Source organism: Xenorhabdus sp. TS4 (assembly GCF_014467265.1).
Classification (GTDB): Bacteria; Pseudomonadota; Gammaproteobacteria; order Enterobacterales; family Enterobacteriaceae; genus Xenorhabdus; species Xenorhabdus ehlersii.
Genome location: NZ_NKHQ01000075.1, coordinates 1 through 20153 on the forward strand (window position 1 = coordinate 1; position 20153 = coordinate 20153).

20 protein-coding genes and 2 pseudogenes are annotated in these 20153 nt (G+C 41.2%); 11 read left to right on the forward strand and 11 right to left on the reverse strand.

Annotation, left to right across the window (positions count from 1 at the left end; genetic code table 11):
* The 4 genes from Xets_RS14490 to Xets_RS14505 form a co-directional block, all read right to left on the reverse strand.
* Positions 1–1587: condensation domain-containing protein (locus Xets_RS14490; protein ID WP_255430659.1), on the reverse strand; the 1587-nt coding region annotated here is incomplete at its 3' end.
* 605 nt (positions 1588–2192) lie between these two features.
* A complete protein-coding gene (cspG, locus tag Xets_RS14495; protein WP_099133603.1) occupies positions 2193–2408 on the reverse strand; it encodes a cold shock protein CspG in 216 nt (71 codons plus the stop codon).
* 281 nt (positions 2409–2689) lie between these two features.
* Complete coding sequence (locus Xets_RS14500; protein WP_187651974.1) at positions 2690–3085, reverse strand: structural protein; 396 nt, start codon at positions 3083–3085, stop codon at positions 2690–2692.
* Complete coding sequence (locus tag Xets_RS14505) at positions 3066–3398, reverse strand: phage holin, lambda family (protein ID WP_099133599.1); 333 nt, start codon at positions 3396–3398, stop codon at positions 3066–3068. Before Xets_RS14505 ends, Xets_RS14500 begins: the two co-directional genes overlap by 20 nt.
* A gap of 393 nt (positions 3399–3791) precedes the next feature.
* Between Xets_RS14505 and adiA the strand changes: the two genes are divergently transcribed.
* The 5 genes from adiA to Xets_RS14530 all read left to right on the forward strand — a co-directional run bounded on the left by adiA (position 3792) and on the right by Xets_RS14530 (position 9486).
* Positions 3792–6065: an arginine decarboxylase gene (gene adiA / locus Xets_RS14510; RefSeq protein WP_099133597.1), complete on the forward strand. Its 2274-nt coding sequence runs from the start codon at positions 3792–3794 to the stop codon at positions 6063–6065.
* Positions 6066–6082: 17 nt separating this feature from the next.
* Complete coding sequence (gene adiC / locus Xets_RS14515) at positions 6083–7426, forward strand: arginine/agmatine antiporter (RefSeq protein WP_099133595.1); 1344 nt, start codon at positions 6083–6085, stop codon at positions 7424–7426.
* A gap of 349 nt (positions 7427–7775) precedes the next feature.
* A complete protein-coding gene (locus Xets_RS14520; RefSeq protein WP_099133593.1) occupies positions 7776–8222 on the forward strand; it encodes a hypothetical protein in 447 nt (148 codons plus the stop codon).
* A 305-nt stretch (positions 8223–8527) separates the two neighbouring features.
* Positions 8528–8956, forward strand: a complete 429-nt coding sequence (locus Xets_RS14525; protein WP_099133592.1) for a universal stress protein — start codon at positions 8528–8530, stop codon at positions 8954–8956.
* A 92-nt stretch (positions 8957–9048) separates the two neighbouring features.
* On the forward strand, positions 9049–9486 hold the full coding sequence (locus Xets_RS14530; RefSeq protein WP_099133590.1) for a universal stress protein: 438 nt from the start codon (positions 9049–9051) through the stop codon (positions 9484–9486).
* A gap of 99 nt (positions 9487–9585) precedes the next feature.
* On the opposite strand, the gene Xets_RS14535 is transcribed toward Xets_RS14530, so the two are convergent.
* Positions 9586–9768, reverse strand: a complete 183-nt coding sequence (locus Xets_RS14535; protein WP_099133588.1) for a hypothetical protein — start codon at positions 9766–9768, stop codon at positions 9586–9588.
* A gap of 279 nt (positions 9769–10047) precedes the next feature.
* On the opposite strand from Xets_RS14535, the gene Xets_RS14540 reads away from it, so the two are divergent.
* Entirely contained in the window at positions 10048–11088 is a 1041-nt protein-coding gene (locus Xets_RS14540) for an endonuclease (protein WP_099133587.1), read from the forward strand.
* A gap of 332 nt (positions 11089–11420) precedes the next feature.
* Entirely contained in the window at positions 11421–12200 is a 780-nt protein-coding gene (gene phoH, locus Xets_RS14545) for a phosphate starvation-inducible protein PhoH (protein ID WP_099133585.1), read from the forward strand.
* A gap of 104 nt (positions 12201–12304) precedes the next feature.
* Here phoH and Xets_RS14550 read toward each other — a convergent pair whose 3' ends face one another.
* From Xets_RS14550 to Xets_RS14565, 4 genes and pseudogenes are all read right to left on the reverse strand, one after another.
* Entirely contained in the window at positions 12305–12463 is a 159-nt protein-coding gene (locus Xets_RS14550; RefSeq protein ID WP_167450564.1) for a DUF2474 domain-containing protein, read from the reverse strand.
* Positions 12444–13451 (reverse strand): cytochrome d ubiquinol oxidase subunit II, encoded by a 1008-nt coding sequence (gene cydB / locus Xets_RS14555; protein WP_187651975.1) that lies wholly within the window; start codon positions 13449–13451, stop codon positions 12444–12446. The genes Xets_RS14550 and cydB overlap by 20 nt, the downstream gene beginning before the upstream one ends.
* Complete coding sequence (locus tag Xets_RS14560; protein ID WP_187651976.1) at positions 13441–14790, reverse strand: cytochrome ubiquinol oxidase subunit I; 1350 nt, start codon at positions 14788–14790, stop codon at positions 13441–13443. The genes cydB and Xets_RS14560 overlap by 11 nt, the downstream gene beginning before the upstream one ends.
* Positions 14791–14934: 144 nt before the next feature.
* Positions 14935–15420 (reverse strand): annotated as a pseudogene (locus Xets_RS14565) (transposase); the annotation flags it as partial.
* A 220-nt stretch (positions 15421–15640) separates the two neighbouring features.
* On the opposite strand from Xets_RS14565, the gene Xets_RS14570 reads away from it, so the two are divergent.
* The 4 genes and pseudogenes from Xets_RS14570 to Xets_RS28725 form a co-directional block, all read left to right on the forward strand.
* Positions 15641–16015, forward strand: coding sequence for a hypothetical protein (locus Xets_RS14570; RefSeq protein WP_187651977.1), 375 nt, complete (start codon positions 15641–15643; stop codon positions 16013–16015).
* A 131-nt stretch (positions 16016–16146) separates the two neighbouring features.
* Complete coding sequence (locus tag Xets_RS14575) at positions 16147–16977, forward strand: hypothetical protein (RefSeq protein WP_187651978.1); 831 nt, start codon at positions 16147–16149, stop codon at positions 16975–16977.
* A gap of 26 nt (positions 16978–17003) precedes the next feature.
* Positions 17004–17399, forward strand: a complete 396-nt coding sequence (locus tag Xets_RS14580; protein WP_099133574.1) for a hypothetical protein — start codon at positions 17004–17006, stop codon at positions 17397–17399.
* Positions 17400–17658: 259 nt separating this feature from the next.
* Positions 17659–17763 (forward strand): annotated as a pseudogene (locus Xets_RS28725) (transposase); the annotation flags it as partial.
* 318 nt (positions 17764–18081) lie between these two features.
* On the opposite strand, the gene Xets_RS14590 reads toward Xets_RS28725, so the two are convergent.
* Complete coding sequence (locus Xets_RS14590) at positions 18082–19221, reverse strand: ISAs1 family transposase (protein WP_187651979.1); 1140 nt, start codon at positions 19219–19221, stop codon at positions 18082–18084.
* A gap of 591 nt (positions 19222–19812) precedes the next feature.
* Entirely contained in the window at positions 19813–20109 is a 297-nt protein-coding gene (gene nadS / locus Xets_RS14595) for a NadS family protein (RefSeq protein WP_099133572.1), read from the reverse strand.
* Positions 20110–20153 lie beyond the last annotated feature (44 nt).

A 20153-nucleotide genomic window follows, 5' to 3' on the forward strand; every position in this document is an offset into this window, starting at 1 on the left:
CTGATTAGCACGGCGGTTCAGTTCGCCATAGCGAATAGTTTGCTCTTCAAATATCACGGCGGGGGCATTGGGTTGTTGCTCTGCCAGTGCTTCAAACTGGGAATGGACTAAGGTATCGGGCGGGAAATCCATTTGTGTGGCATTGAAATCTACTAACAGTTGCTGCTGCTCTGCTAGTGGTAATAGGGGTAAGTTTCGGATCTGGGTTTTCGGAGACGTCAGGGCGGCTTCTATCAACACCATGAGGCGAGATTGGAGTGCTACCACTTCAGCACGACTCAGGTAATTGGGTGAAAAATTAAACTCAAACGTGATAGGCTTATAGGCATCCTCACTGTTAGCGAATGCATATTGATGGACAGCAATGACAAGCGGGAACGGTGCGCCACGTTGTATTTGGCAGTATTTGAGTGTAGCGTCGGGTATATCGGCGTTCACGTCTATCCGCTCAAATGACAGCATGATATCGAATAACTGAGCACGCCCAGTCTTCTGCTGGATTTGTATGAGTCGATTGATTTCTGCGATTGGTAAGCGCTGACGTTTATAGCAACGGCGCAATTCTGCTGCGGTTTTGCCCATCACATCAAGGAAAGTATCATGGGGCGAAACGGTTATACCGACCGGAATCACCGATGAAAACATCCCCACCGTGTGTCTTTGTTTACTGTTTTTACGGTTATGCACGGGAATACCAATAACAATATCTTCATCTTCGGTACGGTTTGTCAGCGAGTAAGCAGTACGTGAGAAATAGCAAGCCAGCGCGGCATACATAAAATGCAGGACGGACAATCCATGTGCAGCGACAGTGTCTTCGATTCGCTGGAAGAGCGTGTTATCCAGTGACCAAATTAAAGGTTCGGCATGTTCGTTATCTGTTGTTTGCTCTAAAGTTGATGGCTGAATTAAGGCTGGCGGTAAGTTTTTATAGCGCTCTGACCAGAATTGTTGGTCTTGTAGATAGCGCTGTGAGTTTAAATAGGTGCGATCTTCATTAATAAAGTCGAGATAAGAAGGGGCCGTTTCGGTAAATTTTTCTCCTCTGATTAACCGAGTATACGTGTTAGCTATCTCTTCAGGAATAAGCCCTAAAGTAATCCCATCCCCGATGAGATGATGACAGCAGAAATGCCAGTACCAACGATTATCACTCACCCGTATCAGTTCAAAACGCCATAGTTCATTGTACAAATCAAACGGACGCATGAAGGCAGTACGGATATATTGTTCAGCCTGTTCTTCTGCGTTGTCATGATCTGAGAAATCGTGGATTGTCACGGATACAGGCAAAGTGTCGGTGAGTGTTTGCAGCGGTAATTCCTGAGTTTTAACGAGTCGTAAACGCAATGCATCATGACGATAAACAACGGCCTCAACAGCGCGTACTAGCAGCGCTTTATCCAACTTTCCTTCAACCAGAATCACTGAACCTAAGTTATAGCAGATACTATGAGGACGGAAGAACTGGTCGAGCCAGACAACTTGCTGGGGAGAACTGAGTGGGACTTTGTAAGAGGGAGATGCAGAAGCATTCTCTAATGAAAGTGGGTTTTCGTTGTTAATATTATTGCATGATATAGACATTGCTTAACTCCTGCTCGTGAGACTGGTTAACCGGGTTAATAATGAATTAAATTTGATTTATGTGGCATTACTGCACACTGGAGATATTGAAGAACTAACTCTTTATGAGCAGGTACTTTATTTTTAAAATTTCCGCTATAAAAGGGATTTAGACTATTTATTTTTGATAGGGGTTTTTAAAAATTCTGATGGTGTGCCTATGTGGCGAGTTTTGGGGAGGCTTAACAGAACATTCATGGCGCTCTATGGGGCTATCATATACTGGCTCTTAATGATTCAGTTCTTCAAAATCCCTATATAATGTTTTGTTCTTACATAATCTTCTTTGCGGTGTATTGAAGGCATCTGGCATAAATATCCCCTCGCTAGAAAAAGGATTAACTAGCACGGGAACACGGTGGGAGCAGAAGATTTGAGAGATTCAGGAAGTTAAGCTTTCAACGGATAGAACGCTTCTATTGATAATGAAGCCAAAGAGGAAGGGGCAGAAACCGGTCCAGTTTTATCCATACCGGCAACTGAAAATATTTTGACATCCCGTCACTCTGTCCACTCAAGCCAGAGGCTGTCTTCGTTATCGCAGAGGAAGGGACTCAGGGAAGATTTTACGCTGTAGGCACAACGTTTACTGCTGCCGGGCCTTTAGCACCCTTCTCGATAGAGAACTCGACCTTCTGGCCTTCGAACAGAGTGCGGTAGTCGTTACTCTGAATAGCGGAGAAGTGTACGAAGACGTCTTTGCTTCCATCAGTAGGGGAGATAAAACCAAAACCTTTATCCGCATTAAACCATTTTACTAAACCAGTCATTTTATTAGACATGTGATATTTCCTTTAATTGAGCCTTTTTAGGCGAATATGGCTTGTTTTACAGAAACTACTTAGCGCTTAATGGAGAAACTCAAAAAGAAAGGGATATCTGGGATAACGCCTGAGGATGAGAATTGCTTTAATAAACTGCTTTGTATGAGGTCTGTCTTTCAAACCGACCCAGCTATTAACGCATGATTGCGAATATTAAGCAAGTTATATTTTTAGTTATCTGGCAGGGAAGCGGGATACGATACTGTTGAAAATCACCGCCAGTAGGCGGTGATTAGAACTTATAACAATTCAAATGCTCGCTTAATGATCTCATCGGAATAAGGCTGTTGGCCGTTTTCCATTTGAATGATAGCTTTAACCAGTCGGCTCATTGTGGCGACATTTTCTACATCCACCACGGCACTGCTAGCTATGCCAACTGATTTACATACATAAACGATATAACTCTCGGTATTATTTTCATTCGGTGGTGCCCAGCGGGAAATAAACTGGCGAATAGTATTGTCCCCGTATTTGCGTTCGTAGTTGCGCAGAATTTTTAGCATCGCCCGTATGCCATATTCCGGCGCCCCAAATTGACAAAATGATTTGTCTGTCTGGATATCATGCAAACCCTGCCATTTATCACCGTGGCGGATATTGCCCGGGTTGTGGTTACGAATCCCTCTTGTCATTGTTATCTCCTAAACGTTTATTGATGGCACGAATGGCAAACTCTCGTATTTTCTCTACGCCAATAAAACCAACGGCACCGCCGAGGGCAGGTGAAATACTGTTTGGAATACCAAATAGTTCCAGTCCACTGGAAAATCCCCACGACAGCGCTCCACATAGTAGCGGCTCGACCCAGCGATTTTTCCGCTCCACACCGTCATAAATAAGTCGGCCGTAACAGATCATGATGGCCAAAATAGAACCAGAAATTTGCGGCCAAGCGTTTCTTAGACCGTTTAATAAATCGGCCCATAAATCAGGATGTTCTTTCATATTGTTCCCATAATTTAGTGATGGGCATCATCAGCACTTACTTAATGACGTCCCGTACTCTTCCATAGTAACGCTGGTAAAGAAAATCCACATGGTTACGCTATTGTGCTCTGGCTCTTACTAAACCCATAAACGCCAAATTTTAGAGATAGACAAAAAACAAATGGATTGCACAAATTCAAATAGGCACTATATTAATCAATGTGATTTTTAATCTTAAAGTTATATATTAACAAATAGTTAACTTAGATAATTATATTATTGATAGCTTTTACTGTGTCTCATTTAGCATCGTTAAATTTTCCTGATCGTATCAACTATTCGATGGTCATTGCCAAGTAACTCTGAATTTATCCTGTCAGTTCAAGTAGAGATAGAGTAAGGAATAATGTCATGAAAGTATTGATAGCAGAAAACGAAGTGGGTACACGATATCATAGTCACTATGTGGAAAATGCTGTGCATAGGTTGGCTGATAAATTAATCGAAAAAGACGTGGATGTTATTATTGCTGAGTCTTTTGATGATAGTTATACAATAATTTCAGCCAATGAATCGTTCGATTGTTTAATGATAAGCTGTGCACTCATCGATGATGATTTATATCGTCAAATACAGAAACTTCTCAATAAATTATTTGAACGACAGGAAAATGTTCCGGTCTTTTTGTTAAGTGATCGGGAAAAAGCGGTATTTTTGCTAAATCATGAATTACTGGAACAGCTAACTGAATTTGCCTGGATATTGGAAGATTCTGCGGATTTTATTGCGGGTCGTGCCATTGCAGCCATGCAGCGTTATCGTCAACAATTATTTCCTCCTTTAATGTCGGCATTGATGAAATACAGCCGAACCTATGAATATTCCTGGGCGGCGCCAGGGCATCAAGGGGGCGTCGGATTTAATAAAACACCAGTTGGTCGCTTTTATCATGACTATTATGGGGAAAATCTTTTTCGTACCGATATGGGAATTGAGCGAGCTTCATTGGGTTCGCTATTAGATCATTCCGGTGCATTTGGTGAAAGTGAAAGAAACGCCGCCAGAGTATTTGGTGCAGACCATTCTTATTCTGTCGTGGTCGGAACGTCAGGCTCTAACCGCACGATTATGCAGGCTTGTATGACCGAAGATGACGTGGTCATCATTGACCGAAATTGTCATAAGTCCATTGAACAGGGGCTGATACTGACAGGCGCCAAACCGGTTTATATGCTGCCGAGCCGTAACCGCTATGGCATCATCGGGCCTATCTATCCACAAGAAATGCAGGCTAAAACATTACAGAAGAAACTGAAACAAAATCCACTGTTCCAAGGCATGGCTAATCAGAAACCTGTTTATAGCGTAGTGACAAACTGTACCTATGATGGTGTCTGTTATAACGCTAAGCATGTACAGGAGTTATTAGATAAAAGTGTCGATAGAATACATTTTGATGAAGCATGGTATGGCTATGCGCGGTTTAACCCAATTTATCATGATCATTTTGCCATGCGTGGAGATCCGAAAAATCACTCTGGGCCGACAGTTTTTGCTACCCATTCATCTCACAAGTTGTTGAATGCACTATCTCAAGCTTCCTTTATCCATGTACGGGACGGACGCAAACCTGTAGAATTTTCGAGGTTTAATCAGGCCTACATGATGCATGCAACAACTTCTCCTCTGTATGCGATTTGCGCTTCAAATGATATCGCGGTTTCAATGATGGATGGCAATAGTGGCTACTCATTGACTCAGGAAGTTATTGAAGAAGCTGTTGATTTCCGTCAGGCATTAGCGCGTTTGAATCGAGATTTCAGTAAGAAAGGGGATTGGTTCTTTAAGCCCTGGAATCAGGAAAAAGTGACAGATCCTGTGACTGGTAAAAAAATGGCTTTTGAGGATACACCCAAGGAACTACTGACGAAAGAACAAAGTTGTTGGGTAATGCGTCCGGGAGACAGTTGGCACGGATTTGAAGATTTACCGGATAACTGGAGTATGCTTGATCCGATTAAAGTCAGCATATTGGCTCCGGGCATGGGGGATAATGGTAAGTTGAAAAAACAGGGCGTGCCGGCAGCATTAGTCACCGCATGGTTAAGTCAGCACGGTATCGTACCAACCCGTACCACGGACTTCCAAATTATGTTCCTATTTTCAATGGGGATCACCAAAGGAAAATGGGGAACATTGCTTAACACCTTGCTGTCTTTCAAACACCATTATGATGCTAATACGCCTTTGAATAAAGTTTTGCCGGATTTGGTAGAGCAGCACCCAGAGGTGTATGAGCATTTAGGATTGAAAGAGTTAGGCGATAAAATGTTCGATTATTTACGGCAGAATAATCCGGGTGAAAAACTGAATCGGGCATATGCTGGTTTACCCAAAATGGAAATGACGCCGCGAACCGCTTACCAGGCCATTGTGACCCATAATGTGGAAATGGTGGCACTGGACGATTTACCTCATCGCATTGCTGCGAACTCTATCATCCCATATCCGCCCGGTATTCCCATGCTGCTTTCAGGCGAGAACTTTGGTGATAAAACCAGTCCCCAAATTGGATATTTACACGCATTACAAAAGTGGGATCACGAATTTCCTGGTTTTGAGCATGAAACGGAAGGTACAGAGATTATCAATGGCATTTATCACGTCATGTGTATAAAAAAGTGAAAACGGGAAGATAAATTATGGCTATTGTTTCAAAGGCAAATGTTTCAGAGGCAAAAAAAGTCGGATTGATCCCCGTTACTCTGATGGTTGCGGGTAACATCATGGGATCGGGCGTTTTTCTCCTGCCTGCCAGTCTGGCCTCAACAGGAGGTATTGCGATCCTTGGATGGCTGGTAACTATCATTGGTGCCGTGGGGTTATCGATTGTCTATGCGAAAATCTCCTCACTGGATGACAGTCCAGGCGGTTCTTATGCCTATGCACGACGAGCCTTTGGCCCTTTTTTAGGCTATCAGACTAACATTTTATATTGGCTGGCGTGTTGGATCGGTAATATCGCAATGGTTGTGATTGGCGTTGGTTACCTGAGTTATTTTTTCCCTATCCTGAAAGATCCCATTATTTTAACCATCACTTGTACAGTCATACTGTGGATATTTGTCATTTTGAACATTATCGGGCCACATGTTATTACCAGAGTGCAAGCGGTAGCGACAACCTTAGCATTGATTCCGATTGTAGCAACCGCTGTATTGGGTTGGTTCTGGTTCAACGGTAAGACCTATATGGATGCGTGGAACGTCAGTGGATTGAATACCTTTGGCGCGATTCAGAGTATTTTAAACGTAACATTATGGTCTTTTATTGGCGTTGAAAGCGCTTCTGTTGCGGCTGGTGTGGTTAAAAATCCTAAGCGTAATGTGCCTATTGCGACTATTGGCGGTGTGCTGATTGCGGCCGTCTGTTATGTTCTGTCCAGCAGTGTAATTATGGGTATGATCCCCAACGCGGCGTTGAAAATCTCATCTTCACCTTTTGGTGATGCTGCCCGATTGGCATTGGGAGATACCGCTGGAGCAGTCGTTGCCTTTTGTGCCGCGGCAGGCTGTTTGGGATCATTGGGCGGCTGGACATTGCTTGCAGGGCAAACAGCCAAAGCTGCCGCAGATGATGGACTGTTTCCTTCAATCTTTGCCAAAGTGAACAAAGCAGGAACTCCGGTTGCGGGTTTGTTGATCCTGGGGGTTCTAATGACGATTTTCCAACTCAGTAGTATTTCGCCAAATGCAGCGAAAGAATTTGGCTTGGTCTCTTCCGTCTCTGTGATTTTTACCTTGATACCTTACTTATATACCTGTGCAGCTTTGCTGTTAATTGGTCATGGTCATCTTGGGCAAGAGAAAACGCGATATATCATTATTACGTTTATCGCCTTTATCTATTGTATCTGGGCAGTTTTTGGAACTGGAGCAAAAGAAGTGGTATGGACGCTCGTTGTTATGATGGTCATAACGGCAATGTATACCTTTAATTACAATACGAAACATCCTGTCCCTTTTCCGTTAGATAAAAAAGCTTAACTGCGATTTTTCGGTGTCACTATTTTGGTGCTGTCATTACAGCACCTTTTTTTGATCAAAAAACATTCGTAATTTGTGATCTTGCCCTAATATTCACGCTTCTGCGCGTAGTATTTAAATAACAAAGGAAATGATTTCATACTGGGTTCAGATGGTAAGGCTTTACCTGGCAGATTGTTATCTTTCTTTGTGGAGAAATAAGATTATGAAAAAATATATATTACTCATACCGATAATGGTGGCTTAGGGTTGTTCGGCTTGCGCAAACGATACGAAAATAACAAAGGCAACACATTCTTTAAAACCTGACAATATTGTTCATAAGCCACTGGTTTTCAGAACCGGCGACATGAAGGAATGTGGGTATGGTTATGTGGTTGGGGTATGGTCAAATGGCGATAGATGGTATGAATGTTATCAGCGTCTGATTGATACTTTTGGGCATCAGGCAGAATATGTGGCACTTGGCGGTATTAGTCTCGAACAAGTTTATGGAGTGCAGGAGTATGTGTATGATGAGGGGGAAGAAGATTATGTTGAAAGGGGGGCTTATATACCTAATACATTGTACCGAGATGTTCAAACAGGACTCAATACCGGCCCTTATATACAGCACTCCCAACCACAAAATGAAATAATCACATCTGTATCTTATTGTGCTCTTAATCTGTCTCTCCCGCGTTATTCTGCTCGTCTTACAGCCAGTATTCACGATAAATACCCATTCTTAAAAAAATTAAAAATATGTCATGACAGCTTATCGATAATCGCTTTTTTAAACGCCACTATTTTGTAATAGTATTCAATTTAATTTCACTCCACCGGTTCTAAGGTGGAGTGATTAGTTCTGGATTAATAAGACGATTTTTGAGCAGAAGTAGTAACATTTTCTGCTTATTATCTTAATCAATAAGGTTTGTGAAATAAATTATCATTTGATGTAATAGACAATTATGAGTTTGTCAGGCTAATCTCTATCCATGAATCTGAATAGGAGCTAACTTGTTTTAGGTGTTAGATAACTCACAGTAAGTTTTCCGCATTTCAATATACTAAAAGAAATCAGGATAACTTGGTATTTCGATAAGTAGGAGCGTGCATATGTACAAAACTATTTTAGTACCAGTAGATATTTCAGAAGAAGATCTAACCAACAAGGCTGTTGACTGCGCTCTTAAAATTGCCAGGGAAACAGGGGCCAAATTACATTTTTTACATGTATTACCCATTTCATCGGCGATTATTAATGCTTATGCATTAGGCTATATGGAAATTAAGGACAAGGCGACTATCAAGGCAGAACGGGACTTGAAAAAGTTGGTTGATTCCATTGAATTACCAAATCGTCAGCTCTCTTATTCGATTGCATTTGGTTCACCAAGAGACGAAATTACTGCTACAGCAGATGAAATTGGCGCTGATTTGATTGTTATCGGTTCAAGACGACCTAATATCACGACGCATTTGTTGGGTTCCAACTCTGCTGGAGTTGTCAGATATGCAAAAACATCTGTATTAGTAGTGCGATAATTATTGGTGGTAAGAATGATAATTTGTTGATTTTACTGCTTTTAACTGATGCTCAATAGCTAGCGGTTATATCCGATTACAGGGGAGTATGTATGTATAACACGATCTTAGTTCCAATTGATATTGCGGAAGATATATTAACTGATAATGCAATCAAACATGCTGAATATTTAGCAAAAATATCTAATGCAAAGGTTCATCTTTTTCACTCTGTGCCAGATATTTCCCGATTTTCCGTGAATTATAGTTACCACTATGATTTATTGAGTGCTTTTGCCAAAAAAGCAATAGCGAATTCTGAAGAGGAACTGAAAAAAGTCGTAGAACGAATGGATTTACCTAAAGATAGGGTATCATTCTCTGTTGCCTTCGGCTCTCCACGGGATAAGGTGTTGTCTACAGCGCGTGAGATTAATGCAGATTTGATTATTGTCGGATCTCGTCGGCCAGATATCTCAACTCACTTGCTGGGTTCAAATGCGTCGGGCATTGTAGGATATGCTAATATCTCTGTTTTAGTTGTGAGATAACTGACTGCATCCGGATAAAGTTGATTTTTATCTATAAAAACCGTGCTCGAACATAGCACGGTTTATTTGGGTTATGGAAAACTACAGAGAAAATTTCGGTTAATCAGAAAACGAATTCAGTGTAATATCTAACTGATTCTTACCGGCGATAATAATCTGAATCTGTAAATTGTTTTCTGAACTGTTAGTGGTAATAACGGTCACCTCTTCATTCCCTGAATATTTTTTTACAACTTCCAGTAATTCTTGCTCAAGTTGTTCAGTTTTAGTGCTAATGGCCATTTATCCTACTAAATTCAATTAAATATTTTAGGAGTGTCTTAATATTACCCAAATAAACAGAGCTCAATAGTTTAATAAGATTAATGTTTTTCCGCTTAATATGCCAATAAAATATGTTAATCGGTAGATTAAATTATATTATTATCAATTACATCAAATAATGTATTGACGTTTTCCTAATCGTTAAAGAGAAATCGACGAATAATATTTGTCATTTTAGAGGGGGATCAGGCAGGATAATAGATGGATGTTATGCACAATAAGTAAATAGGTATTATTTTGAATAGTAAAATAGGCCAGTTGGCACGTTATCTTTTGGTTTTTGGATTAACCCTCTCTTTTCATGCATGGAGTGCACCGACCAGCTTCGAACAAGCTAAAGTTGAATCAAGAAAAAATGTTTATAACGGACAAACAAAATCAGGCATAGGCACACTATATTGTGGATGTGATTGGCAATGGGTTGGCAAAAGTGGTGGGCGTGTTGATCTGGCTTCTTGCGGTTATCACGTTAGATCACAGCAAACAAGGGCTGCACGTATTGAATGGGAACATATGGTGCCAGCTTGGGTATTCGGGCATCAGCGTCAATGTTGGCGGAATGGTGGGCGGAAAAACTGCGTTGAAACCGATCCTGTATTTCGCATGATCGAATCAGACATGCATAACCTGGCTCCATCGATCGGTGAAGTTAACGGTGATCGCAGTAATTTTGGTTACGGAATGCTCGCCAGAAACACACCTAATATGTATGGTTCATGTAGCAGTAAGGTGGATTTTAAATCACATTTGTTTGAACCACGCGATAGAGTAAAAGGTATGGTTGCCAGAGTCTATTTCTATATACATGACCGCTATAATCTGACTATGTCACGCCAGCAGCAACAATTGATGATGGCATGGGATCGCCAGTATCCAGTGGATGCCTGGGAGCGTGAAAGAGATAACCGAATCGCCAAGATTATGGGGCACCATAACCCATTTGTGACTGGCAGCAAAAAGTGGGAATTGGGACATAAAAATTCAGGTCAAGGTTTAATATCGCAGCAAGGATTGATGGCGCAAAAAGGGGGAGAGGTACAGAGCCGTGCGCCAAAGCAAAGTAATTTGTATGCAGGGAATAGCCAGATATCAACCCAAAGGATGACATCAAAAACGGCGCAAGATGAGATAATTAAGGGGAATAAAAATAGCCAGATTTATCATTTTGCACACTGTGCTAGCTATAAAACGGTGGCAGATAAAAACGCAATTTACTTTCGCTCAGAAGCCGAAGCCAAAAAAGCGGGATATCACTTGGCTGGTAATTGTAAAAAGTAGTTGTTAATGCATTGCTAATAAAAATTAAACAATGTTTCAGTAAAATTTAACCTTTGAGCTTGTCATAAATAAAAAACTGTCATTATACTGACATCATAGTCCGTTAGATTACACCAAAGAAAACGGAAAGAGGCGAGGAATGCTAATGACAGATGCTAAAACTGCATTCTCGGTTAGGAGCCGGCGCGTAAGATCATGTCACTGATAAAAAGTGACGATCTTAGCGTCGGTTTTTTTATGGGCCTTTGATGAGCTTAAAAGGGAGCTCCTATCTATAAATAACATCGATGTTAAGACACCGCAAAGTGAGGCTAACGATAAGGTGTGCGACTATGGGTAGACAGAAAGCAGTGATTAAATCTCGTCGTGAAGTTAGAAGAATGTTAAAAAGGGACTCACGTTATCGGGATAACGATAATGTCACTTCACTGGTACAGCTTGGAGGTGTGGAAGCTATCGGAATGGCGCGTGAAAGCAGGGATATTTCAGAAATTATGCCGCGCAGCGAAGCACAGTATCGCTATATGCGGGCGATCAATAACAAGCAATTGATTATTGCTAATGGTGAAGCGGGTTGCGGAAAAACCTACGTTAGTGCTGTGATGGCGGCCGATGCCTTAATCAATAAAGAGGTTGATAAAATTATTGTGACGCGTCCGGTATTACAGGCAGAAGAAGATCTTGGTTTTCTGCCGGGAGATATGGCGGAGAAATTTGCACCTTATTTCCGTCCGGTTTATGACGTGTTATTAAAACGCATGGGAGCTTCATTTTTGCAATATTGCTTGCGTCCTGAAATTGGCAAAGTAGAAATTGCTCCTTTTGCCTATATGCGAGGAAGAACATTTGAGAATGCATTTGTGATCCTTGACGAAGCGCAAAATGTTACCGTTAATCAAATGAAAATGTTTTTAACGCGGTTGGGAGAAAATGTAACAGTGATTGTAAATGGTGATGTTAGCCAGTGTGATTTGCCGATAAAAATTACATCAGGGTTGGTAGATGCATTGGAGCGGTTTTCCGATGACGAAGCTATCAGTGTGATCCATTTCTCCCAACAAGATTGTATTCGTTCTAAATTATGCCAGAAAGCATTGATAGCTTACAGATAATAGATTTTAAATTGCATAGACACGTAGTATAGGAATAAATCCCCCAGTTAACTTTGTGGCTGGGGGATATAAGATATCGTCTCAGTAATTAGAAAAGTTAGTTATCACTTGATCTTCATTCCCGCCATTGTCATTAGAGTACGAAATAACGTGGATACAGCGTATAAGGCCATTACACTGCAAAACCAAATTGCCACCATCCAACCCAAGCGCTTCCAGAGTGAAGGGCGTTGTGATGCTGTTTTAATGGTAGCCTTGTTCATGGGTGATTTTTCCTCGGAAGACATAATAACTCCAAAAGGTATAAGTCAAAATTATCGGGATAATGAACAGAGCACCAACCAGCATAAAACCCAATGATTGAGGAGGGGAGGCCGCCTCTTCATAGCTAATAGAGGGCGGGATAATGTTCGGCCAAATGCTGATCCCTAATCCAGTAAAGCCCATGAAAATTAACAACAGTGCTGCCAAAAACGGGGTGTAATGGCTTGAGTTCTGGTTAGATTTCAATAGCAGCCAGCTTGACCATAATACCAATAATGGTACGGGCATGAAGAAAAATAGATTCGGTAAGCTGAACCAGCGTTCGGCAATCGTTGAGTGGGCAAGTGGTGTCCAAATACTGATAATGGCAATAATTGCTAGCATCAGCAATGTCAAGGGATGCAGAACACGATACATCTGTTGTTGCAAGTGGCCTTCTGTTTTCATCACTAGCCAACCACACCCCAATAAGGCATAAGCGATGACAAGTCCAATCCCACAAAATAGAGGAAAAGGAGCCAGCCAATCAAAATGGCTGCCGATATAAACACGATTTTCGACAGGAAAACCTGCAATAACTGCCCCAACAACGATACCTTGCATAAAGGTGGCGAGAATCGAACCGGCCATAAATGCCTTATCCCAGAAGTGTTGGTGCTTTGGTGTGGCCTTGAAACGAAATTCAAAAGCAACACCACGAAATATCAGGCCCAATAACATAATGGTCAATGGGATTGCCAATGCATCTAAAACTACCGCATAAGCCAGTGGGAACGCGCCAAATAACCCAGCGCCTCCCAGCACTAACCAAGTTTCATTACCATCCCAGACAGGAGCAACAGAATTCATCATCAGATCACGATCGGATTGCTCTTTAATCGCTGGATATAAGATGCCGATTCCAAGATCAAAACCATCCATCACGATATACATCATGGTGCTAAATATGATGATCAGGAACCAAATGAGAGGAAGATCAATGCCCATTTACTGACTCCTTATTTGGGACTGGTGGAAGACCTTTACGGATAAGTTTCATCATATAGGCGTAACCAACACCGAAGACGGCGGCATAGACGACAAAGAAAATAAGTAGGCTGATGCTCATGTGGATTTCACCGTGTGCAGATACCGCATCTTTGGTGCGCATTAAGCCGTAGACGACCCACGGTTGGCGGCCAATTTCTGTTGTGAACCAGCCTGCCAGAATTGCAATAAGGCCGGAAGGTGCCATCAAAAGCATAAAGCGGAGGAAGAGCGGGTTTTCATACAGGCGTTTTTTATGACGCAACCATAGTCCCCAGGCGCCGGCAAAAATCATCAAAATCCCCAATCCCACCATGATGCGAAATGACCAAAACACCATAAAAGCATTTGGGCGATCTTCCGGGGCAAATTCTTTCAGTGCCGGAACTTGTTTATCCAGACTGTGTGTCAGAATCAGGCTGGCAAGATAGGGGATTTTGACTGCATAACGTGTCTCTTCTGCTTCCTGATTGGGAATGCCAAATAGAATCAGTGGGGTGGCTTCACCAGGATGATTTTCCCAATGACCTTCCATCGCAGCGATTTTAGCCGGTTGATGTTTTAACGTATTCAATCCGTGCATATCGCCAATCACGGCTTGTAATGGGGCAATAATCAGGATCATCCACATCGCCATTGACAACATTTTCCGCATGGCGGATGAATCATTGCCTTTCAGCAAATGCCAGGCAGCAGAAGCAGCAATGAAAAATGCTGAGGCCAGGAATGCCGCAGTCCCCATATGCAGCAGGCGATAGGGGAAAGATGGATTGAAAATCACCGCGAACCAATCAACAGGAACAACTAGATTATCTATAATTTCATGGCCTTGTGGTGTTTGCATCCAGCTATTAGAGGCCAATATCCAGAATGTAGAAATAATTGTGCCGAGTGCCACCATACAAGTTGAGAAAAAATGTAGCTTTTCTCCGACCCGATGCCAGCCAAACAGCATGACACCAAGGAATCCAGCCTCAAGAAAAAATGCGGTCAGCACCTCATATACCAACAACGGGCCTGTAATGGTACCGGCAAAATCAGAAAAGAAACTCCAGTTGGTGCCGAACTGATAAGCCATCACCAAGCCAGAAACAACTCCCATACCGAAATTAACCGCAAAAATTTTTGACCAGAAATGATATAACGTTTTGTAGTCCGTATTACGTGTTTTAAGCCATAAGCCTTCCAATACCGCCAGAAAGCTTGCCAAGCCTATGGTAATGGCAGGAAAGATAATGTGAAAAGAAACAGTAAAGGCGAATTGTATCCTTGCGAGTTCAAGGGCAGTTAACCCTAACATAGTGACCTCTTATTGCAATCTTTGGGTATATGGGTAAACGAAGTTAGAAGGTGCAGACAAGTAGAACACAGGGAAATGGGGTATAATAGTGACAATTTTTTATATATTGACTATAACAGTTTGAGTGAAAGCCAGTTATATGATGTGTTGTGAGCAATGGATAAAATTTTTCAATGACGGCTTGATCGTTTCGATGATAAATCGTTTTGATAACATCATATTATGCTACTCAGCAAATCGGCGGGCTTTTATATTGCGGTGTTTTTAGTGATAAGCGTGATCTCGCTTTTTGCTAAATCGCCCGTGAGTTCCTGGCTGAGATAGCCTTTATTGCCGTAAAGAGAACCTGTTAAAAAACGGAAGGGGAGATACTAATAAAACGGGTATAACTGAGCAAGGTGGAAAAATCGTTGTGGTGATATTTCCAAATATGCACCAGATAAAAATGTTTAAAATCACGGTAATATGACAGATGAAAGAGGATCAAAATGGTCATGATTTCACTGGAACACATGCGATTTCGTCGGTGGCGTAGACGGTATCCGTTATCAAGACAAAACTGCGTCCAGTGGGGATGAAAAAACGACAAAAATTGTCGACATCGCAGAAAATTTCAACTAAGTTATTCATAGCCTGTTCCTCCCGGAGCGGTTTTTGGCGTTCACCAAAGTTTTGCTTCCGGAACAGACTTCTCGTCAATTTCTTATCCAGAATTCGGATTAAATATCATATCATGAAAATTAATTATTAAATAAAAGGTCAACATGAAAAAAATATTTTAAAACTAGCTATTAGCTTATTAGCTTTTAGTATTGTAAATATCGCTCATGCAGAAACTGACAAAACCCAATTGAATTCTATTACAAAAAAAGAATCTGCTCGACTTAAATATGAACTAATCGATTTTTCAAATGGTAAAAAAAGTTGTACCGATCAGGTTAACTATTTGGGCTATGTTAGCTCGGTTGGTATTTGGTATGTAGGCAGAAGTACGACTGGTAATACCAAAAATTGGATAAATATTGCAGTCATGGATAAAAACAGGAAAAATCGTGAAGAGTATTGGACGCAATATGATGCAAACACAGATGCAGGTAAAGCGATCAATACTGTAGCAATGTATACCGCTGCCAGTGGAGAAAAAGTCTCTGCTCAATGCACTGTAGGAAGTGATGGAAATGATTATAACATAAAATCTTTATGGGTTGGACCAGACGCTTGGTAATGTAGGGATGCATATCATGAGTTTAGCAAAGTTTGCGCTGAGAAATAATGGCGGCGGAAGATGAATGTTTATAATCCCAAGGTAAACCGCCACAAACATTATATTTAAAAAAATCAAAGGAAATTAAATGTATGAAATTTTTTTTGAAACGATTACAGACGATATTTTTTCTAAGTTTTACACTGTCTGTTTCAGCGGTACAAAGCTATGCCGCATTTAATGAAAATGATCCAGTCAACAACCGTTATTCAGCTTCATATAATCACGGGGAAAAGATAAATTGTGGGCGTGGACATTCTCCTCCATTATCGCATACAAAGAAAAGTTTGGGGGATTCACAATGCATTGATTTTTTTGTTGTTTACCCCCTGGCAAAAAGTTTAATTCCCATTACCAATATATTGCTAACTCACTCTGAGCCTAAGCCTAAGCCCAAGCCCAAGCCCAAGCCTAAAACTAAAACATGCGGAGTAGAGCTAACCACAACAAAGACTTGGGCTTTCAGTTCATGGTATAGTACCTTTACTCGTCAGGGTGGTTGTCAGATTAAGCTTAGGTTAATTTGTGATGGAAGTGAAAGTGCATGCTCCCCTTCTGTTGGAGACTATTCATCATCCAATAAATTTCAAGTGATAATATTTGATGATAAAACAAACTATAAAAAAGAAACTCTTGATCGCACTCAAAACACAGAAAAAGCTAACGTAACTCACCATTCGACCATCGTAGAATCAACCGATAATATGATGGTTGAAAATAAAGGAAGTGGAACAGCAAACATTTCATATATTACTTCTAGTTGTTATAATGACATAGGCCCTAGTTCATTTCATGTTAATTCAGGTTCAGTTTATTCTTTTACTGTAAAAACGAGCAATGCCTATAATCTAGTCCAGTGGTGGAGTTGTTGGGACAAAGTTAAAACAATCAGTTGGAAAATTGAATATACTACATATGAATAAGTACGTTAAAAAAGAGGTTAAATAAGATGAAAACATTTTCTATACTTGCTTTATTTTTGAGTATAATTAGCAATGTAGCGGCTGCTACACCTAAAGATACTACAAATAATACACAACCTAAATTAAATATAGTTGGCTCAATAATTAAGACGAATCCTGCAAAAGACTGCACTCTCAATGCGGGTTATCTTATTTCTCTATCTGTAGGATATGGTGGTAATAAAAACTGGACAACTTATACCATTAAAAATAAAGAAGGTGCCCAGGCTTGGTATTGGGGGGCTTATCAAGTTGATACCCCTGCAGGGAACGCCATGCTTGCAACGGCAATTTATGCTGCATCTAGCGGACAAAAAGTTATGATTCAATGTGACACCAATAATTATATTAGTTCTTTGATGGTAGGGCCTGATGCTTACTAATTCATTTAGTTGTATTATTATGTAGAAAACAGATGTTGATATTCAACAAATGCTAACTTTGCTACGAGCCTTGCCACCACCACGGCACATATAATTACCGAAATATTTAAGATGCTAATGATTAAAGCAGATTTCATAATTTTACTTTTATTTAAAAGTGTATAAATATTTATTTATTTATTTTTTCCATATGAAAGGTTAAAACCGATTTTAGTCAGTCAGCTTTAGCTGTGATACTGTGTTGCACGAGAGGTGCAATATGGATTACAGATATGGCAGCCACACGGTATTTAGGATTGAATATTATTTTGTGTGGGTAACGAAATACAGGTACAAAGTGCTGACAGGAGAAGTTGTGCTACGGTAAGTTAGGTCAGTTAACGGAAGAGATGATAAAGGCTTATCTGGCGCATCATTTTGAATCGAACTCGGATGATAACTTTAGGATGGACAATTGACGCATCGTTCAGCCGATGTGTATCGGGGCTTTCAGTCCGTTAATCACTCACCCACCGACTTGAGTCGGTGGGTGTTGGATTATTTATTTATGTTTGTATCAAAATTAAAAACTTTTCACAATCTTAGGCTTGGGAACTTACCGGAAGCGGACGTACGTTTGCTTCGCCAGATATAATCGCCTGTCAGATTGATATGTTCCCAGTCTAGGGCAAACGGGTCTAAATTATACTGACGTAAAACCCATCGTAAGGACTTTCAGCATATAGCTATTATCCCAACCTGCTTTATGTCGCTTGGTTTTAATACTGACTTTAACCGTTTTCTCGTTTTTTAGCAGGTTTAACGCGATTTTATTCATTAAGGCTATATTTTCTGCACCGTAACCACTTCTCAGGCGGTTTTTGTCTTCATGGAAACTCACATCCAACTGCCAGTGTAATTTCGATTCAATGTGCCAATGACTGCGTATTGCATACGCGATAAATTGGGCGGTCTTAGCCTGATGGCTGGTGATGTAGTAACGTCGTTCATACGTCTCCGCTTTCCCTTTGATTTCCCGATGAGATTCAACCACGGCAACTCCGCCCAACGTTTTCCATTGCGGATGCCGTTCTTTCAGCCCGTTAACATCACTGACCAGCCATACTTGCCGCTGTTCTATACGCCCATGATCCCCGTCGACACATCGGTTTCGGTCATGTGCTATCCCGGTAAAGTGAGTGGCCAGATGAGTATCTAAAAACAGCTTGATATCCTCATAAAATTCGCCTTGGTTGCCTTTTAACGCCAAGACATAATCAGCCTGACCTGTCACAATTTGCTCCGCTATCTGAGACTGACAACCCATCGCATCAATCGTGATTGTTGCTTCTTCAATATCCAGTAAGGCCAGCAGTGTGGGGATCGCAGTGATCTCATTGGATTTGTCCGACACTTTCACTTGACCAAAACACAGCTGATTGGCGACGGACCAAGCACTCACTAGATGGATAGCCGGGACACCCCTGGCTTTATCCAGCGTGCCTCGCATCGTTTTACCGTCTACCGCAATAATCTCTTCGGACAGGTTAGCCAGACTTTTCACCCACGCGGTAAAGGCATGGCTAAACTCGTGTGGATTGAGTCGGTTGAGAACATCATTGAAGGTATCATGACTGGGTATTCCGTTCGGTAACGCCAGAAATTGCCTGAACCAGTCTTCTTTGGTCTTGCCATATTCTTCAATATCATTGAAATTTTCATAGCCGCAGATGATGGCACAAATTGAGATAGTGAGAATATCGATAAGCGAGTGACGCTGAGTCCGGTTGACACGCGGATCGCTGAGATGCCCGAAGGCGTGACTGATAGAGGTGGTTTTCATCGTGGGGGTTCAGGGTGATGTGGACGGAAATATAGATGATAAACCACAATGCGTTATTAATGACACATTGAATGGGCAAAAGTATCTTAAAAAATTAATTGGTCAATTTAGACCCGTTTGCCCTGGTCTTTGTATGCCAGTACTCGCTTTCGAAAATCTAAGCTGTAGCCCATCTCATTTTATGCCTTGTCATCTTAGGTTTAGATATTATGTCATATTAGTATGATTTAGCTATAACACCAAATCAGGCGAGCATGTTTCACCTGCCTGCACGTTTTGGATCAAAAAGTTTTTTCAGTTTTAAAATCCTGCAAACCGAATCGCCAGAGCGCGCCAGTACTGGCGGCGTGGGAAAAATCCCGAACTGAAAGACGTGAAAAGATTTTCAGGCAATTCCAGCTTTTGGATCGCAAACGGATCGCGGGGCAAATATCAATATGATGATATTAAAGGAAAAATTCTATTTTACGTGGGATGAATGGATCACAAAATAAAGCCGCATATCATCATAGAAATCAGATGGAATGCGGCCTTGCAAGATATGCGGAACTGAAATTACTTTCTCTCCTTACATCAGGGCAAGGAAGAAAATTAAAGTGCGCTTAATTCACTAATCAGCGCAGGATTACGCTCAAGCATCTTAAGCAGCTTAAGTGATGAACCAGAAGGAATACGGCGGTGTTGCTCCCAACTTTGAATTAGGGAAGCAGAAACGCCAACAGCTTCGGCAAATTCACTTTGTTTTAACCCAAAGGTTTCGCGTAGGTTTTTTACATCAGGCAGACGGTGGCGATGAATATTTTCAACAGGAACGGAAAGCTTTCCTTTTTCAATCGCTACCATCTGATTCATGCTTTCAACCAGATCATCAAAAAGTTTTTTGTCCATAGTTTCTCCGTTGTATGAACATTGCCGCGTATCTACGCGGCGTT